The sequence below is a fragment of the Pseudomonas sp. NFX183 genome (assembly GCF_047943075.1).
Taxonomy (GTDB): Bacteria; Pseudomonadota; Gammaproteobacteria; order Pseudomonadales; family Pseudomonadaceae; genus Aquipseudomonas.
The window spans coordinates 5001761-5020520 of record NZ_CP181333.1 but is presented as its reverse complement, the minus strand read 5'-3'; the positions used below and the strand labels follow the sequence as shown (position 1 = coordinate 5020520).

The following is an 18760-nucleotide window of genomic DNA, read 5'->3' as shown; positions in this document are numbered from 1 at the left end:
TCAAATCGCCTCTAGTTCGCTCAAAAAGTCACGAAGATCATCAAAATCTTCCGCGCTGCCGGCGCGGAAGGTGGCTGCGGCCTGCACATAGGCGCGCAGCGTTTCGGTCTGGAACACTTCAACCAGGGGCACTTCCAGGCCCAGCTCGGACTGGACCCGCGATGTGATCTGGATCGCCAGCAAAGAATGGCCGCCGACTTCGAAGAAGTTGTCGTCCAGGCCCACTTGCGGCAGGCGCAACACCTCGGCCCAGATCGCCGCAATCTGCTGTTCCAGTTCGGTTTGCGGGGCCACGTAGCGTTGCTGCATCAGGCTCACATCCGGCGCGGGCAAGCCTTTGCGATCGAGCTTGCCGTTGGGGGTCAGCGGCATCTGCGCGAGGAACATGAAGTGCGTGGGCACCATGTAATCCGGCAGGCGGGTCTTGAGGGCCCGACGCAAGGCGTCGCGGAACTCGGCCTGGTCGATCAGGGCCGGATCGGTGGGTACGACATACGCCACCAGTTGCTTGCCGGTCGGGCCTTCCTGTGCCACCACCACGGTTTCACCGACACTGTCCTGCTCGCGCAGACGGGCTTCGATTTCACCTAGTTCGATGCGGAAACCCCGGATTTTCACCTGATGGTCGACACGGCCCAGGTAGTCCACCACGCCGTCCGGGCGACCACGGGTCAAGTCGCCGCTGCGGTACACGCGGCTGCCAGGTTTGCCGAACGGGTCCGGTACGAAACGCTCAGCGGTCAGTGCCGGGCGCTCGAGGTACCCACGCGCCACCCCCTCACCGCCCAAGTACAACTCACCAGCGACGCCGATGGGTTGCAGGTTCAACTGCGCATCCAATACGTAACCGCTGCGGTTGCCCAGCAACGTGCCGATGGGCGCATACACCGCGCCGCACGGGTCGCCCTTACGGGCTTTCCACAGCAGCGGCGTCACCACGGTTTCGGTCGGGCCGTAGCCGTTGAACAAGTAGGTGGGTTTCAGTGCGCGCCATGCCAGGTCGTAACTCGCCTGGGCTACCGCGTCCCCGCCAAAGCAGTAGACGCGCACTGCCGGTGGGTTGCCATCGCGTTCGGCGTGCTCGGCCAGTTGTTGCAGGTAAACCGGTGGGAACACCGCCATCGTCACATTGTGGCGGTGCATTTGGGCGTAGGTGTACTCCGGCAGCCACAGGCTGTCGTCGCGGATCAGCACGCTGGCGCCGTTGATCAGCGGGTGCATCCAGCCTTCGTGGGAGCCATCGAAAGCGAACGACATGAAGTGCAGTTCGCAATCCGCCGGGCCGGTTTCGTAACGCTCACCGGTGGCGATGATGTGCGCCACCAGCGGACCGTGGGACACGGCCACCCCTTTGGGCATACCGGTGGAGCCGGAGGTGTAGATCACGTAGGCCAGGTTGTCGCCGTCCAGTGCCACCTGAGGGGCGGCGTCGCTGAAGTTGGCCCAGTCCTCGCTGCGGTCGATTGCCAGAGTGTTCAGTCCTTGCGGGACCGGCAATTGCTGCAAGGCGCTGGTGTGCGTCAACAGCAACTGGGCGCGGCTGTCGTCCATCATGTAGAGCAGGCGATCCCGCGGGTACTCAATGTCCAGCGGCACATACACACCACCGGCTTTGAGCACGGCGAGGAACGCCACCATGATTTCAGCGCTGCGCGGCATGGCGATCGCCACGCGAACTTCGGGCCCCACACCACGAGCGATCAGCGCATGCGCCAGGCGGTTGGCCTGTGCATCAAGCTCGCCGTAAGTCAGGGTGTGCGAGTCGAATTTCACCGCCACGGCATCTGGGGTTTCCCGCGCGCGGTCGGCGATCAGTTCGTGCACCAAACGTGCGGCTGAGAAGCCCGAGCCGGTGCAATCCCACAGGTGCAGAATGTGCTGCTGCTCATCCGGGTTCAGCAGGTTCAACTGCCCGATGGCCTGCTGCTGATCATCGACCATGGCCTGCAACAGGTTCTGCCAATGCCCGGCCATGCGTTCGATGGTCGCGGGGGCAAACAGATCAGTGGCGTAACTCAGTGATGCATGCAGTGCTTCGCGCGACTCTTCCACATCCAACGCCAGGTCGAACTGTGCCACGCCCTCATCCCAACTCAACACCTCGACCTGCAGGCTCGGCAAACGCTGCAAATGGCTGCCCGCCGAGGTCACGCGGTGGTTGAACAGCACTTGGAACAACGGGCTCAGGCTCATGCTGCGCTCGGGCTGCAGCGCCTCCACCAGTTGCTCGAAAGGCAGGTCCTGATGGGCCTGGGCTTCCAGGGAGCGTTGGCGCACCTGATGCAACAGTTGCGCCACGCTCATCTGGCCGTTGACGTCAGCCTTAAGCACTTGGGTGTTGACGAAGAAGCCGATCAGGCCCTCAGTTTCAAGGCGGTTGCGGTTAGCGATCGGCACGCCGACGCGCACATCTTCCTGACCGCTGTAGCGGTGCAGCAAGGCCTGATAGGCCGCCAGCAACACCATCGGCAACGTGACCCCGGCCTGTTTCGCCACACTACGCAAGCCAGCCAACAGCTGCGGTGTCAATTCAAAGCCCAGGCGCGCACCGCGATGGGTCGGCAACGCCGGGCGCTGGTAGTCAAACGGCAACTCCAGTACCGGCTGCTCACCGCCTAACTGTTCACGCCAGTACGCCAACTGGCGTGCTTTCTCGCCGGCCTCCATCCAGTTGCGCTGCCACAGGGCGTAGTCGGCGTATTGAATCGGCAACGCCGGCAGATTCGGCGTGTGGCCGTCGCTGAAGGCGGCGTAGAGTTTCACCAACTCCTCGACCATCAGCTGCATCGACCAGCCATCGGAGACGATATGGTGCTGCACCAGCACCACCACATGATCGTCCGCGGCCAGGCGCAACAATTTCACGCGCAGCAACGGCCCGCGCAGCAGGTCAAACGGCTGCGCGACCGCCTCGGCCACTTGCGTCTTGAGCCCGGCTTCATCGGTATCGCAACGTTCGATTTCAATCAGGCCCAGGTCTTCAATCACTTGCACCGCACCGCTCGCGTCTTGGCGCAGATGCGTGCGCAGGCTTTCATGGCGCGCCAGCAAGGTGTCGAAACTGCGTTGCAGCGCGGCCACGTCCAACGCGCCTTTCAAGCGCAAGGCGCTGGGGATGTGGTACGCCGAGCTGTGCGGGTCGAGCTGCCAAAGGAACCACTGGCGCTCCTGGGCGTAAGACAGTGGCAACGGCTGCGCGCGGTCGGCCTTGAGCAGTGCAGGCGCGGTGACGCCCTCCTCACCCAATGCACGCACAAAGTCACCGAGCACAGGCTGTTCGAACAGGGTCTTGAGCGCGACTTCCAACGCCACTACCTGACGTACTCGCGACACCACGCGCGTGGCCAGCAGCGAATGCCCGCCCAGTTCGAAAAAGTGGTCATCGAGGCCCACCTGCGGCACCTCCAGCACATCAGCCCAGATCGCCGCGACCTGCTGTTCGCGCGGGCTGACGGGCGCCACATGGGCTTTGAGCAACAGCTCGGCATCCGCCTTGGGCAGTGCCTTGCGGTCGAGCTTGCCGTTGGGAGTCAGCGGCAGGGTTTCAAGGAATATCAGGTGCGCAGGCACCATGTAGTCCGGCAAACGCGCGCGCAGATCAACCTTGTATTGCTCACGCAGGCTCGCCTGTTGCTCGGGAGCAAAGGTCACTAGATAGGCGATCAAACGGTCGTTGTCGGCCAGTACCACGGCTTCACGCACCGCCGCGTTCTCACGCAGGCAGGCTTCGATTTCACCCAGCTCGATACGGAAACCGCGCACCTTGACCTGATGGTCTACGCGGCCGATGTACTCCACTACGCCGTCCGGGCGATAGCGCGCCAAATCGCCGGTGCGGTACAGGCGCTCACCGGGTGCGCCATACGGGTTGGGCACGAAACGTTCGGCGGTCAGCGCCGGGCGCGCGTGATAACCGCGCGCCAGACCAGCGCCGCCGATCAGCAATTCACCGGCCGCCCCTTGTGGGCATGGCGTCAGCCCGGCGTTGAGAATGAACAGCGACGTGTTGGCAATCGGGCGACCAACAAAAGGCTGCGCCTGCTCAAGGCGGTGAGCAGCCGACCAGATGGTGGTTTCCGTCGGGCCATAAAGGTTCCACACCGGGCCCTGCAGGTCGAGCAGTCGTTGGGCCAGGTCGACCGGCAGCGCTTCGCCGCCACACAGGCATTTGATGCCCTGTAGCAGCGACGCGCGCGGGCTTTCCAGGAGCATCCGCCAGGTCGAAGGCGTGGCTTGCAGCACATTGGCGCACTGGTTGTGCACCAGATCGAGAATCGCCTCCGGGTCGAGCGCCAGTTCCTTGCCGCTCAGCAGCACCGTGGCGCCCACGGTCAGTGGCACGTATAGCTCAAGGGCGAAGATGTCGAATGAGAAAGTGGTCAGCGACAAAATCCGCGCATCACTGCCGATCTGCAGGGTGTCCGCCATGCCGCAGGTAAAGCTGCACAGTGCCTGATGCCGCACCATCACGCCCTTGGGCTTGCCGGTGGAACCAGAGGTGTAAATCACGTAGGCCAGGTGCTCCGGCGTGACATTGACCTGCGGGTTGTGTTCGTCCCCACACGCGTCATCGACCAGCAGCACGTGCAGGCCCTGCGGTTGCGCCAGGCGACCATTGAGGTGTGGCTGGGTCAGCAACACCTGCGCTTGGCTGTCTCCGAGCATGAACGCCAGCCGATCCGCCGGGAACTGCGGGTCGAGCGGCACATAGGCGCCGCCGGCCTTGAGGGTCGCCAATAGGCCGACGACCATGTCCAACGAGCGCTCGACATGCACCGCCACCAGCACGTCAGGGCCGACGCCCGCCGCAATCAGGCGATGGGCCAAGCGGTTGGCGCGGCGGTTGAGTTCGCAGTAACTCAGGGTGTCGCCATTGAATTGCAGTGCGCTTGCGTCCGGTGTTGCCAGTACTTGCGCTTCGAACAACTGATGCACGCAACGCGTATGCGGGTACTCGGCGTGGCTGTCGTTCCAGCTGTGCACAGTCTGTTGCCATTGCTGCTCGCTGAGCATCGGCAGTTCGTCCAGCGCCTGCGACGCGTCATTCACCACAGCGCGCAGCAGGCTTTGCCAATGTTGCGCCAGGCGCGCAAGCGTCTCGGGTTCGAACAGATCGGTGGCGTAGGTCAGCGAGGCCCACAGGCCGTCGGCAGACTCTTCGGTTTCCAGGCTCAAATCGAATTGCGTGGTGTGGCCGGCCCAATCCAGTGGCTCTAACGCCAGGCCCGGCAGTTGCACCGGGGCGGAGCGCAGGTTGTCCTGGTGATTGAACATCACCTGGAACAGTGGGTTGTGGCTCAGGCTGCGCGCTGGCTGCAGCGCTTCTACCAACTGTTCGAACGGCAGGTCCTGATGGGCTTGGGCCTCCAGGGCGCGCTGCTTGACCTGACCGAGCAATTGCTCGAAGGCCATCTGCCCGTCAAGGTCGACTTGGATGACTTGGGTGTTGACGAAGAAACCGATCAGCCGCTCGGTTTCGAGGCGGTTGCGGTTGGCGATCGGCACCCCGACACGCAGCCTGGACTGCCCGCTGTAGCGATGCAGCAAGGTCTGGAACGAGGCCAGCAAGAGCATGAACAGGGTCACGTCCTCACGCTGGGCCAATGCCTTCAGGTCAGCCAACAACGCAGGTTCGAGTTGGGCCTGCTGACGCGCACCGCGAAAGCTCTGCACCGCCGGGCGCGAGTGGTCCAACGGCAGTTCCAGCACCGGGTGTTCATCGCCCAGGCGCTGTTGCCAGTAATCGAGTTGGCGCTGTTGTTCACCGGCCGCCATCCAGTTGCGCTGCCACACGGCATAGTCGGCATATTGGATCGGCAACGCCGACAGCTGAGCTTGGCCCTGATACAGCGCCACCAACTCATCCACCATCACGTGCATCGACCAGCCGTCAGAGATGATGTGGTGTTGGGTGATCACCAGCACATGGTGATCGGGCGCGATCACCAGCAGTTTGACGCGCATCAGCGGGCCGTTGCGCAAGTCGAACGGGCGCTGGATCTCTTGCTCCACACAGGCCTGGATCGCCGGGGCCGCTGCCCTCGCCTGCTCGACATTTATCGCCAGGTCGGGATGAATCACCTGCCAGGTCCGCTCACCGTCGTCAGCAAAGGTGGTGCGCAACGGTTCATGGCGCAGCACCAGCGCCTGGAACGTGCGCTCCAGCGCGGTGATGTCCAATTGGCCGCGCAAATGTAGCGCCGTAGGTACGTGATACGCGGCGCTGGTGGGGTCCAGTTGCCACAAAAACCACTGGCGTTCCTGGGCGAAAGACAGCGCCATCGGCTGGCCACGTTCCAGCGCCACCAGCGGCTGAGCGCTGTGTTGATGCAAGCCCGAACAGGCCGACGCGAACCCTTGCAGCGTCGGCTGCTCAAACAGTGCGCGCAGCGGCACTTCCAGTTTCAACTCATGACGCACGCGGGAAATCACTTGGGTGGCCAACAATGAATGCCCGCCCAGCTCGAAGAAGTGATCCGTCAGGCCGACCTGCTCGACCTGCAACACCGCTTGCCAGATCGCCGCCAATTGCACTTGCAGCGGGCTTTGTGGGGCCACATACGCCTGTTGACGCAGGTTCAGGTCAGGCGTCGGCAGTGCACGGCGGTCAAGCTTGCCGTTGTTGTTCAGTGGCAGAGCGTCAAGTACCAGCCAATGCCCCGGTACCATGTAATCGGGCAGAGACTGGCGCAAGGTGGCCGCCAGGGCCTGAGCGTCCAGGGTGTGACCATGGGCGGGCACCACATAGGCGACCAGTTGCATGCCAACCGCACTCGGCTGGGCGATCACCGCGGCTTCACGCACCTGCGGCAAAGCTTGCAGGCCGGCCTCGATTTCGCCCATTTCGATGCGGTAGCCACGAATTTTTACCTGATGGTCGATACGCCCGACGTACTCCAACGCACCGGCTTCGTTGTAACGCGCCAGGTCGCCACTGCGGTAGAGGCGTGCACCGGGCACAGCAGAAAACGGGTCCGGCAGGAAGCGTTCGGCGGTCAAGGCCGGGCGGTCGAAGTAGCGCTGGGCCAGGCCCGCTTCGGCGCCGATGCACAGTTCGCCGACGCCGTCGGTGGCGAGCAGTTCGAAACCACTGTCGAGCACATACAACGAACGGCCTGCGATGGCGCGGCCAATCGGCACGCCGAACGCATCACTGGCATCCGCCAGTTGGCAATCGTGCACGCTGGACACCACCGTCGCCTCGGTCGGCCCGTAGGTGTTGACCAGGCGCACAGCGCCCAGCCCCGCCGCATGCCAGGCACGGATGCCTTCCACCGACATGGCTTCACCGCCCACGTGCACCTGGCGCAGGTTGCCCAAGGTGCGGCGGTCGACGGCGCACTCCTTGGCCAGCAAATACCAGTAAGCGGCCGGCAAGTCGGCCAGGGTCACGCCCTGTTCGACGATCTCGCGCGCCAGTTGGCCGGCGTCCCACAGCTCGTCGCCACGCATAATCAAGGCGGCGCCCACGCACAGCGGCGGGTAGCACTGCTCGACAAAGCCGTCGAAGCTGAAGGTCGCAAATTGCAGTACACGGTCTTGCGCACTGAGCCGGCTGTAGGCCTCTGCGCTGTCGCAGAACTGGCCGAGCGCGGCATGATCGATGGCCACGCCTTTGGGCAGGCCGGTAGAACCGGAGGTGTAGATCACATACGCCAGGTCGGCCGCCGCCGCCGTGTTGGGCGGATTGGTCGCCGGGTAGCCGTCCAGTTCTTCACCAGACGCACTGAAATCCACACGGACCAAACCTTGCGGCAGCGGCAGATCCGCGAGCAACCCGGTTTCGCTGAGCAGCACGTTCAAACGACTGTCCGCCAGCATGTAGGCCAAACGTTCGGCCGGGTATTTCGGGTCCAGCGGCACATAGGCAGCACCGCTTTTGAGCACCGCCAGCAGGCTGACGATCATCTGCGGACCACGCCGACTGGCCAGGCCTACACGCTGGCCCGGTCCCACGCCGAGCGCCAACAGATGATGGGCCAAGCGGTTGGCTCGCGCGTTGAGCTGGGCGTAGCTCAGCCGCTCACTGCCCGCCTGAACCGCCAGCGCGTCAGGTGTGGCGTGGGCCTGGGCAGCGATGCGCTCATGCACGCGCTGAGGACGCTGGGCGGCACCGGCAGACTGGCTGAGCGTGAGTACATCGTGCTGCGCCGCGGCGTCAAGCAGTTGCAGGTTACCCAGCGGCACACCGGCGTCCGCCATCATTTGCGCCAACAGGTAACGCACGTTGGCGCCCAGCCGCTTCACCTGCTGCTCGCTGAAATGGGCGCGGTCATAGCTGAAGTCCAGGCGCAGGCCGGCACCGAGTTCGACGCCCAGGGTCAGCGGGTAGTTGGTGCGTTCATGGTTGTGCATGCGGCCGAAGGTCAGGCCTGCGGGCGCACCTTGCTTCAATGCGTCGGCCACCGGGAAGTTTTCGAACACCAGCAAGGTGTCGAACAACGCCGCACCTTGCTGGCCGGCCCACGCCTGGATGTCGTACAGCGGCACGTGTTCATGGTCACGCAAGCTGAGGTTCAAGGCTTGCAGCTCGCTGAGCCAGGCGTCGGCCGATTGGGCGGGCGACGCGGCACTGATCAACGGCAAGGTGTTGATGAACAAGCCCAACTGCTGCTCAATCCCCGGCAGCGGCGCTGAACGCCCGGCGACGGTCGCGCCGAACACCACACAAGCCTGGCCGCTGTAGCGTTGCAGCAACAGGCTCCAGGCGCCTTGCAGCACAGTATTGAGCGTGACTTTTTGTTGGCGGGCAAATTCGCCGAGGGCCTGGGTAAAGTCGTTGTCCAGCAGCACTTGATGGTCAGCCATGCCCACGCCGCCGACCGGCGCACGCAGTGCCTGAGCCAGCAAGGTTGGCGCTTGCAACGGCGCCAGGGCATTTTTCCAGTAGCCCTCGCCCGACGGTTGCTGTTGCAGCCAGCCCAGGTAATCGCGGAACTGCCCCAGCGGCGCCGGCACGGCCTGGCCTGCGTAATGGGCAAGCACTTCGCCGAGCAACTGCGCGTTACTCCAGCCATCCATCAGGATGTGGTGGCTGGTGAAGATGAAGTGCCAGGCCGAACCGGTGCTGCGCACCAGCATCAGGCGAAACAGCGGTGCGGCATTGAGTTCAAAGCCGCGTGAGCGCTCGGCATCGGCCAGCGCATCGAGGTCGGCATTCACGTCTTCGATCACCTGCAACTGCACGTCGACCTGACGCCTGATTACCTGATGGGCGCTGTCCAGGCCCAGCCAGTGGAAGCTGCTGCGCAAGATGTCGTGGCGGTCCAGTGCCGCTTGCCAGGCGCGGCCGAAAATCAGCAGGTCAAGGCCTTCAATATCAAGGCGCAGTTGGTTGATATAGGCCTGGCCCTGGGGCGCGTACAGGGTGTGGAACAGCATGCCCTGCTGCATCGGCGACAGCGGGTAGAGATCGGCGATGTCCGGCCCGGCCACGGGCAGTGCATCCAACTGCTGCTGCGTAATACGCGCCAGCGGGAAGTCCGACGGCGTGACCTGCCCGGCAGGCGTTGCACAGCAATGCTCGATCAACGCCTTGAGTTCCGTAGCGTAGTCATCCGCCAGGCGCTGAATAGTCGCAGCGTTGAACATCTCGCGACTGAAACCCCATTGCAGCGACAACTCACCGCCATACACCTGCCCTTCCACCGTCAACCAGTTGGCCAACGGTGCTTGGGGGTCCTGCGCCTGGCCGCTGCCTTCGCTGGCCGGGACGAAAAGCGCTGCCTCGTTGAACTGGCGGTCAAACTGCCCCAGGTAGTTGAAGGTGATACGCGGCGTAGCCAAATCGGCCAGGGCTTCACGCGATTGCGGTTGGCCCAGATAGCGCAGCAGGCCGTAGCCCAGGCCCTTTTCCGGAACCGCGCGCAGTTGCTCCTTGATCGACTTGATTGCATCCGACAGTTCGCCTGCGGCCTGTAAACGCACCGGAAACAGGCTGGTGAACCAGCCGACCGTGCGGCTCAGATCGAGGCTGTCGAACAGGTCTTCGCGACCATGGCCCTCCAGCTGGATCAGCGCGGCGGCCTGGCCGCTCCAGCGGCTGATCACGCGCGCCAGCGCCGTCAGCAGCAGGTCGTTGACCTGGGTGCGATAAGCCGCTGGCGCGTCTTGCAGCAGTTGCCGGGTGTGTTCGGCATCAAGGCGGGTTTCAAGCGTGGCGCCCAGGCGATTGTGCAGGCCGCCCTGGGGGTTATCGCATGGCAGCTCGGCATCGCAGGACTGCGCCAGCCAAAAAGGCAGTTGCTCACCCAGCGTATGCGCGTGAGCCTGCAACTGCTGCGCCCACTGTTGGTAGCTGCTGGTTTTGGCGGGTAATGGGACCTGGCGGTAAGCCTGTTGCAGATCCTCAAGCAGCACGCGCCAGGACACGCCGTCGACCACCAGGTGATGGACCACCAGCAGCAGGCGCTGGGCGCCGTCAGCCAGGGTGACCAACGCTGCGCGCAGAATCGGGCCTTGCTCAAGGTTCAGGCTGCGCTGGGCTTCATCGCACAACGCGGCCAATTCAGCCTCGGTGCCGACGCTGGATTGCCACAGTACAGATTCAGCGGCCGGTGCGGCGTGGGCTTGCTGCCAGCCATCGGCCTGCCGGGTGAATCTCAGGCGCAGGGCGTCGTGGTGGTTGATCAACTGTGCGAGGGCGGCGTCCAGCTGCGCAGGTTCCAGCGCCTCGCGCGGGGTCAGCAACAGTGATTGGTTCCAGTGGTGGCGCGCAGCAATTGCCTGGCTGAAAAACGCCTGTTGCACCGGGGTCAGAATCACCTCACCGGTGACCGGCCCCTGATCAATAACCACTGCCTGCTCAAAGCTCGCCACCAGCGCCAGGCTACGCACGCTCTGATATTGGAACACGTCGCGCGGGCTCAGGCGAATGCCTGCCTGACGGGCACGGCTGACCACCTGGATGGAGATGATCGAATCGCCGCCCAGCTCGAAAAAGTTGTCGTCCACACCCACGTGTGGAACGCCCAGTACATCACTCCAGATCGCCGCAAGGGCTTTTTGCAGGTCGCTCGAAGGCGCGATGAATGCCTGTTGCGGCGCAGCATCCGGCAGTGGCAAGGCTTTGCGATCGAGCTTGCCGTTGGCGGTGACCGGCAACTGGGTGAGCACGACGAAATGGGTCGGCACCATGTATTCCGGCAAGCTGCTGAGCAACCAGGCCTTGAGGTCCGCTGGCTCCTCGCTGTCGAGCACCAGGTAGGCGACCAACTGCTTGCCACCCTGCACCAGCACCACCGCCTCGCGCACCGAAGGGTGTTGGAGCAGGCGCGTCTCGATTTCGCCCAGCTCAATGCGCAAGCCGCGCAATTTAACCTGGTGATCAAGACGGCCGAGGTATTCGATCACGCCGTCAGTGCGCTGACGCGCGCGGTCGCCGGTGCGATAAAGGCGCTCGCCGTTGACGAACGGGCTCGGCACAAAACGCTCGGCAGTCAGCGCCGGGCGCCGATGATAACTGCGCGCCAGGCCGGTACCGCCCAGGTACAGCTCGCCGGACACACCGGCCGGCACCGGGTTGAGTTGAGCGTCGAGCACATAGGTGGCGAGGTTGGCGATGGGCCGCCCGATGGGCACGCTGTCGGCGCCTTCATCGATGCAGGTCCAGTGGGTCACGTCGATGGCCGCTTCGGTCGGGCCGTAGAGGTTGAACAACCCGGCTGCTGGCAGCTTGGCAAAGACCTGCCGTTGCGCATCCAGCGGCAAGGCTTCACCGCTGCACACGATGCGTGTGAGGCTGGCACAGGCTTGCACGCCCGGCTCATGGATAAACGCCTGCAACATCGACGGCACGAAGTGCAACGTGGTGATGGCGTGGCGGCCAATGGTTTCGATCAGCCGGGCCGGCTCGCGGTGTTCGCCGGGGGCCGCGACCACCAGGCGCGCGCCGGTCATCAGCGGCCAGAAAAACTCCCACACGGACACGTCAAAACTGAACGGGGTTTTCTGCAGCACCGCATCACTGGCCGTCAATTCGTAGGCTTGCTGCATCCAGCACAAGCGGTTGACCAAGGCGCGATGGCTGTTGCCTGCGCCCTTGGGCTTGCCGGTCGAGCCGGAGGTGTAAATCACGTAGGCCAGGTTGAGTGCGTGAACGCCGCTGTCGGGCGAGGCACTGCTGTAGCCCGCCAGCCAACTGGCCGGCTGGTCGAGGGCAATCACCTGAATACCTTCGACAGGCAAGACGGCCAGCAGGCTTTGCTGGCTGAGCAGCAGCGTGATGCCACTGTCTTTGATCATGTAGGCCAGGCGTTCCTGAGGATATTCCGGGTCCAGCGGCACGTAGGCGCCACCGGCCTTGAGGACCGCCAGCAGGCCCACGACCATTTCGACGGAGCGCTCGACGCACAGCCCCACCAGCACGTCCGGGCCCACGCCCTGCTCGCGCAAAGCATGCGCCAGTTGGTTGGCGCGGGCATTGAGTTGGGCGTAGGTCAACGCGGTTTCGCCGAATACCAGCGCGGGTGCATCCGGCGTGCGCTGCACCTGGTCTTCGATCAGTTGATGGATGCCGCGCTCGGTTGGGTAGGCTTCGCCGGTCTGGTTCCACGCATGGGTCAGTACGTGCTGCTCATCGGCTGCCAGCATCGGCAATTCACCAATGCGCTGTTCGCCGTCGGCCACCATGGCCTGTAACAAACTGATCCAGTGTTGTGCCATGCGCGCAATGGAAGGCGCCTCGAACAGGTCATTGGCATAGGTCAGCGCAGCATGCAGGGTGCCGGACTTCTCATAGGTATCGAGGGTCAGGTCAAATTGGGTGGTGCGCCCTTGCCATTCCACCAGCGAAAGCTCAAGGCCTGAAGCGGTGCTGACATTGGCAATGTCGGCCACCACCGGCTGGTGGTTGTACATCACCTGAAACAGCGGCGTATGGCTCAGGCTGCGCTCGACCTTGAGGGCCTCCACCAGGCGCTCAAAGGGCAATTCCTGATGAGCCTGGGCGCCCAGCGCTTGCTCCTTGATGCCTTGCAGCAGTTCGCCAACGCGGGTTTGCCCGGTCAGTTCGGTGCGCAGGACTTGCGTGTTGACGAAAAAGCCGATCAGCCCTTCGACTTCGGTACGGTTGCGATTGGCGATCGGCACACCGACGCGAATGTCTGCCTGCCCGGTGTAACGGTGCAGCAGCACATTGAAAGCACCCAGCAACAGCATGAACAGCGTGACGTTGTGCTTTTGCGCGCAGGTTCGCAGTTGCGCGGCCAGGCTTGGGTCAATCGCGAAATGATGGCGAGTGCCCTGATAACTCGGCATCGCTGGACGCGGGTGGTCGGTTGGCAGTTCCAGCACCGGATGCTCGTCGCCCAGACGCGCCTGCCAGTACGCGAGCTGACGTGCCTGCTCCCCTGCTTCCAACCAGCGGCGCTGCCACAGGGCGTAGTCGCTGTACTGGATCGGCAGCGCCGGCAATTGCGGCGCCTCGTTGCGCTCATGGGCGTCGTAGCAGCGGATGAACTCGTCGATCAGCACATTCATCGACCAGCCGTCGGAGACGATGTGGTGCAGGGTCAGCAGCAGCACATGCTCCTGCGCGTTGAGCTTGAGCAACTGCACGCGCAGCAAAGGCCCGTGCTCCAAATCGAACGGCAACAGCGATTGACGCGTCGCCGCGTCGTTGACGGCCTGCTCCTGCTCAACGGCGGCCATGGCGCTGAAGTCCAGGTGCTCGACGACAAGCGAGGGCTCTATCGAAACCTGGGTCAGGCGTTCATCGGCCTGGCGTTGGAAGACTGTGCGCAAGGTTTCATGCCGCGCCACCAGGCTGGCGAAGGCTTGCTCCAGCGCACGCAGGCTGAGCGCGCCCTTGAGCCGCACCGCGCCGGGCAGGTTGTAGGCGCCGCTGGCCGGGTCCAATTGCCACAGAAACCACATGCGCTGCTGCGCGTAGGAGAGCGCCTGGCGATCCTCTGCCTCCACACTCGCCGGAATCGGAAACCGGGAAAAATCCACGCCCTCTTTCTGCAAGGCCTGCAGGAATACTTGGCGTTTTTCCAGGGGCAGCCCGATAAACCGGCGAGCAAGTTTCAAGGAGTCTTCAGCATTCATTTCTTGGAGTCCGGAGCAATAGGCAGGAAGCACAAAGGCACGTCGTCCCTATAAAACGAACCGGGCGGGGAAAAATTAGCGGGGGATGAAGGGCGTGAGGCGCGGTGTCATCAAGGGTTACATCAATCTCAGCAAAGACACACAAAGCCGGGCTAGCATTGACGAACACCACTTTTTGCAACTACATTTAGTTACACGCAGGGAACGCCGTGTCCAAAAATGAAAAGCTGCTCGCCAAACTGCTCAACGAGCGCATGGCCTTTACCTGGCCAGAGCTCGAAACGCTACTCAAGCGTCTTGGCTACACACAGATTGAAGGGGCTGGAAGCCGCGTCAAATTCGACATCGGCGACCCCAGTGCAATGATCACCTTGCACAAGCCTCACCCCGGCAACGAACTGAAACACTACATTCGGCGCCAGATCATCGAACAATTGAAATCAGGAGAACTGATTCAGTGAACAACCAACTGAAACACAACGGCTACATCGGCTCTATCGAAGCCAGCCTCGAAGACAATTGCCTGTTTGGCAAAGTGCTGTTTATCAAGGCGCTGGTCAGCTATGAGGGCAAAACCGTCGCGGAGCTGGACGTGGCCTTTCGAGAGGCCGTGGAAGACTACCTCGCGACGTGCCACACCCTCGGGCAAACACCGGAGAAACCGTGCAAGGGTTCCTTCAACGTGCGGGTCGGCCATGACCTGCATCTGGCTGCAGCCCTGGCAGCGACCCGTAAGAAAGTGACGCTCAATGACCTGACGCGCCAGGCGCTGAATGAGTTTTTGCAACATCATTGCGCAGAACCTTCTCCGGCGATCGGCTGATCAGCCCAACCTTCGATAGCCCAGCAGCGCTGAGCCCAGCACCACCGCACCCGCCACCAGCGCCACCCAGAACCCGCTGGTGGCGCCGAAATGGTCGATCATCCAACCCGAGCTGGCGGCACCAATGGCCACCCCGATACTCAGGCCGGTGATCAGCCAGGTCATGCCTTCGGTCAGGCGGCTGGGCGGGACGATCCGCTCCACCAGGGCCATGGACACGATCAGCGTCGGGGCAAAGAACAAGCCTGAGATGAAGATGGCCACGGCCAGCCCGGGGATATTTGTCACCAGCAACAACGGCAAGGTGGTCAACGCCGTCGCCACGCCGCAGAACAGAAACTGGCGGGGCAACGGCGCCTTGAGCTTGAGCGTGCCGAACGCCAACCCCGCCAGGCACGAGCCAATGGCATACACCGAAAGCACGATGCTTGCCGCCGCCGGTTGGCCTTGATGCTGGGCGAATGCGACGCTGACCACGTCCACCACGCCGACAATCACGCCCATGGCCAGCAACAGGATCATCAGGATCAGTACCGACGGTGAGGCGATCAGCCAGCGGCCGTGATGGTCCTGATGTTCATGCACCGGCGGCTCAGTTGCGCGTTGCAGCACGAAGGTGGTCACCCCCACCGCCAGCAGCAGCGCTGCCACCAAGGGTCCGGCTTGCGGGAACAGCACCACACTCAGGCCCACCGAGATCGGCGGGCCGATGATGAAACAGACCTCGTCGAGCACCGACTCAAGGGCAAACGCGGTCTGCAACTTGGGCTGGCCGCGGTACAACTCGGTCCAGCGCGCCCGCACCATGGCCGACATATTGGGCATGCAACCGGCCAGGGCGGCGAACACAAACAACGTCCAGCTTGGCGCCTGCAACCAGGTGCACAACAGCAACAGCAACAACGCCCCACCGCCAATCAGCGCTGCTATCGGCAGCACCCTGCCCTGGCTGTAGCGGTCCACTAACCGCGAAACCTGCGGCGCACAAAACGCCGTGGCCAAGGCAAACACCGCCGCCACCGCGCCCGCCAGGCCAAAGCCGCCATGCACTTGCGACAGCATGGTGATCAGGCCGATACCGGTCATCGATATCGGCATGCGCGCAAGCATGCCGGCCAGTACAAAAGCCCGGCTGCCAGGGGCGTGGAACAACTCGGCGTAGGGATTTGCCATCCTGCTTGACCTCTTGCTCAAGACCTTGAAGCTTGCTATCGGCAGGCATCAGGGCAAAATACATACGGTGCGTATGTGGCAAATCATGCGTAACATACGCAGCGTATGTCAAACCCTCAAACACCCTCGCGAGCCCACCCCATGAGCCGAGCCCGTGCCGAAATAATCGAAGAAACCCGCGCCCGCCTGATCGCCAGCGCCCGCCAAGCCTTCGCCACACAGGGCTATGCCAACACGTCGATGGACGACTTCACCGCGCGCGCCGGCCTGACCCGTGGTGCGTTGTACCACCACTTTGGTGACAAGAAAGGCCTGTTGGCCGCCGTGGTTGCCCAACTCGACAGCGAAATGGACGCGCGACTGCAGCACATCACCGATCAGGCCCAGCACCCGTGGGAAGGTTTTCGCGAACGCTGCCGAACGTATTTGCGCATGGCCCAGGACGACGAAATCCAACGCATCGTTTTGCAGGATGCGCCGGCCGTGCTCGGCGATACCGGGTCGCAGCAACACTGCGTCGCGTCGCTGTGCCAGTTGCTTGAGGGCTTGATGCAGGCCGGTGCCATTGAACAGGGCCCCAGCGTCGCGCTGGCGCAGTTGATCAATGGCAGCCTGGTCAACACCGCGCTGTGGATCGCCCGCGATGAACACCCGGGCGATCGCCTGGAGCAAGGCTTGCAAGGTCTGGAGTTACTGCTGCGCGGCTTGAAGCAATAAGCCCGCGCTACACCAGCCGCTTGATCTGCTTGTGCCGCCACACCAGCCGGTAATACGCAGTCTGCAGCGCCAGCATCGCCAGGTAGGTCACCGGAAACGCCATCCACACACCTTGCAGGCCGAAATGCGCATTGAGCACATACGCCATCGGCAGCTCCACACACAGTACGCAGAAAATCGAGATGGCGACCGGCATCAGCACCACGCCGCTGGCGCGCATGATGCCGCCCACCACCGCCTGAAAGCCGAAGACCAAAACGCTCCAGAGCATAATGTGCAGCAGGTGCTCGGCATTAAGCCGCGCGGCGTCGTCGGTGATGAACAGCCCCAGCAGCCAGTGCGACAACAGGTAGCCGAGCACAATCAATCCACCGGTCAGGCAGGTGTTGATCAACAGGCCGGTGCGCAGGATCGGCCCGATTCGCTCCAGGCGCCCGGCGCCAATCGCCTGGGCACCGAGGATCGAAGCGGTAATGGCAATCGACAGCGCCGGGAACTGCACATAATTGACGATCTGCGTCACCGCGCCATACGCCGCCGTGGCCTGGGAACCGTGGCTGTTGACCAGCGCAAGAATGACCAATTCGGACAGCGACAACACCACCATCTGCAAGCCGGTCGGCAAGCCGATGCGCAGCACTTTGCCGAGGATCGCCCGGTCCAGGCGCAAGGCAGCCAGCAACTCACGGTCCGGCGCCATCACATGGTTCTTGTGGCGCAGGCGCAGGATCAAAAACAGCATCGCCGAGGCATTACCGACCAGCCCCGCGTACACCGCGCTCTGGATGCCCATGGGCGGCAGGCCGATCCAGCCGCGAATCAGCGCCGGCGTCAGCAACAGGCCGATCAGGGTCGAGACCATCAGCGCCAGCAGCGGCGAGATCGTGTCACTGACGCCGCGCAGCAACTGGGTGTAGAGGATGAAGACCAACAGCAGCGGCATGATCAGCATCATCACCTGGGCATAACCCACGGCATCGTCGAGCACATCCATCGGGGTGCCCAGCGCCTGCAGGGCCGGGCGCGCGAACAGGCTGCCGAGCACCGCCGCGATCAGGCCTACCAGGGCGCCAAGGGTCAGCGTCGCACCGGTGATCACCTTCACCATTCCGGTTTCCTGCGCGCCCCAGGCCTGGCCGATCAGCACCGAAGCGCCCGCCCCCAGGCCGATCACCAGGGCAATAAAGAAAAACACGATGGGAAACATCCCCGACACCGCCGCCAGTGCCTGGGTGCCGAGCATTTGCCCGACATAGATGCCGTTGAGGGTGCCGGAAAAGCTTTGCAGAAAATTGGACAGCACCATCGGTGCCAAAAAAATCAGGTAGATCTGCCACAACGGCCGTTGCTGAGTGACTTCCATGGTCGTTCGAGTCCCGGAATTATTGTTAGACGGGGAAAGCATTGCGCGACAGCCAGGCCAGGTACGTCTGCACATCCTTCGGCCAGTGCCCGATCTTACCGGCGAAGGCCGCCGCATCTTCAGCGAACAATGCCCGTGAGGCGTCTTCAAACCCAGGCAGGTCGCCGCCGATGGCGCTCATGAAACGATAGCTGGCTTCCTTGGCCAGACGCGCCTGATCACGGCCAGCGCTGGCATTTCGCGCTTCATCCACCAACCGGCGCAAGGCCGCCGAGGCGCCGCCGGGTTGTTGGCCCAGCCATTCCCAGTGGCGCGGCAGCAGCGTAACTTCCCGCGCGACCACACCCAGCTTCGGGCGGCCCACCGTTGGGGCTGCGGGAAGCTCTTCGTCGATTGCTGTGTCTGCGGGTTGCTCGGGCACATAACCGCCAGGCCATGGGTAATCGACTTGGGCGCCGGTGGCGTCATCAAAGACCAGGAAGGTGCCGGCTGTCAGGTCCAGCCCTGCCAGGGTTTCGGCCACCGCCGAATAGGCGCCGGCCGCCACGCGCTGGTGACGGAAGAAGGCAGTGCACAGCGGTGTGTGTTGCGTAGGCATGGCTTATTACCCGGATGTTATTTGTTTTACCCGGATC

General features: G+C 63.2%; 7 protein-coding genes. 3 read left to right on the top strand and 4 right to left on the bottom strand.

The window, feature by feature from the left end; genetic code table 11:
* Positions 1 to 14049 (bottom strand): non-ribosomal peptide synthase/polyketide synthase, encoded by a 14049-nt coding sequence (locus tag ACM530_RS23555; RefSeq protein ID WP_416363287.1) that lies wholly within the window; start codon positions 14047 to 14049, stop codon positions 1 to 3.
* 209 nt (positions 14050 to 14258) lie between these two features.
* Between ACM530_RS23555 and ACM530_RS23550 the strand changes: the two genes are divergently transcribed.
* Positions 14259 to 14510, top strand: coding sequence for a type II toxin-antitoxin system HicA family toxin (locus ACM530_RS23550; protein ID WP_262206135.1), 252 nt, complete (start codon positions 14259 to 14261; stop codon positions 14508 to 14510).
* Complete coding sequence (locus ACM530_RS23545) at positions 14507 to 14872, top strand: type II toxin-antitoxin system HicB family antitoxin (RefSeq protein ID WP_145165728.1); 366 nt, start codon at positions 14507 to 14509, stop codon at positions 14870 to 14872. Before ACM530_RS23550 ends, ACM530_RS23545 begins: the two co-directional genes overlap by 4 nt.
* Here the strand turns inward: ACM530_RS23545 and ACM530_RS23540 are convergent, their stop codons facing one another.
* Entirely contained in the window at positions 14873 to 16045 is a 1173-nt protein-coding gene (locus tag ACM530_RS23540; protein ID WP_262206136.1) for an MFS transporter, read from the bottom strand.
* Between the two features lie 141 nt (positions 16046 to 16186).
* Here ACM530_RS23540 and ACM530_RS23535 point away from each other — a divergent pair, with 141 nt between their 5' ends.
* Positions 16187 to 16762, top strand: coding sequence for a TetR/AcrR family transcriptional regulator (locus ACM530_RS23535; RefSeq protein WP_416363286.1), 576 nt, complete (start codon positions 16187 to 16189; stop codon positions 16760 to 16762).
* Between the two features lie 7 nt (positions 16763 to 16769).
* Here the strand turns inward: ACM530_RS23535 and ACM530_RS23530 are convergent, their stop codons facing one another.
* Both ACM530_RS23530 and ACM530_RS23525 read right to left on the bottom strand, forming a co-directional pair.
* Positions 16770 to 18125 (bottom strand): MATE family efflux transporter, encoded by a 1356-nt coding sequence (locus ACM530_RS23530; protein ID WP_242198400.1) that lies wholly within the window; start codon positions 18123 to 18125, stop codon positions 16770 to 16772.
* Positions 18126 to 18150: 25 nt separating this feature from the next.
* Positions 18151 to 18723, bottom strand: coding sequence for a DUF2239 family protein (locus tag ACM530_RS23525; RefSeq protein WP_416363285.1), 573 nt, complete (start codon positions 18721 to 18723; stop codon positions 18151 to 18153).
* Between the last annotated feature and the right edge of the window lie 37 nt (positions 18724 to 18760).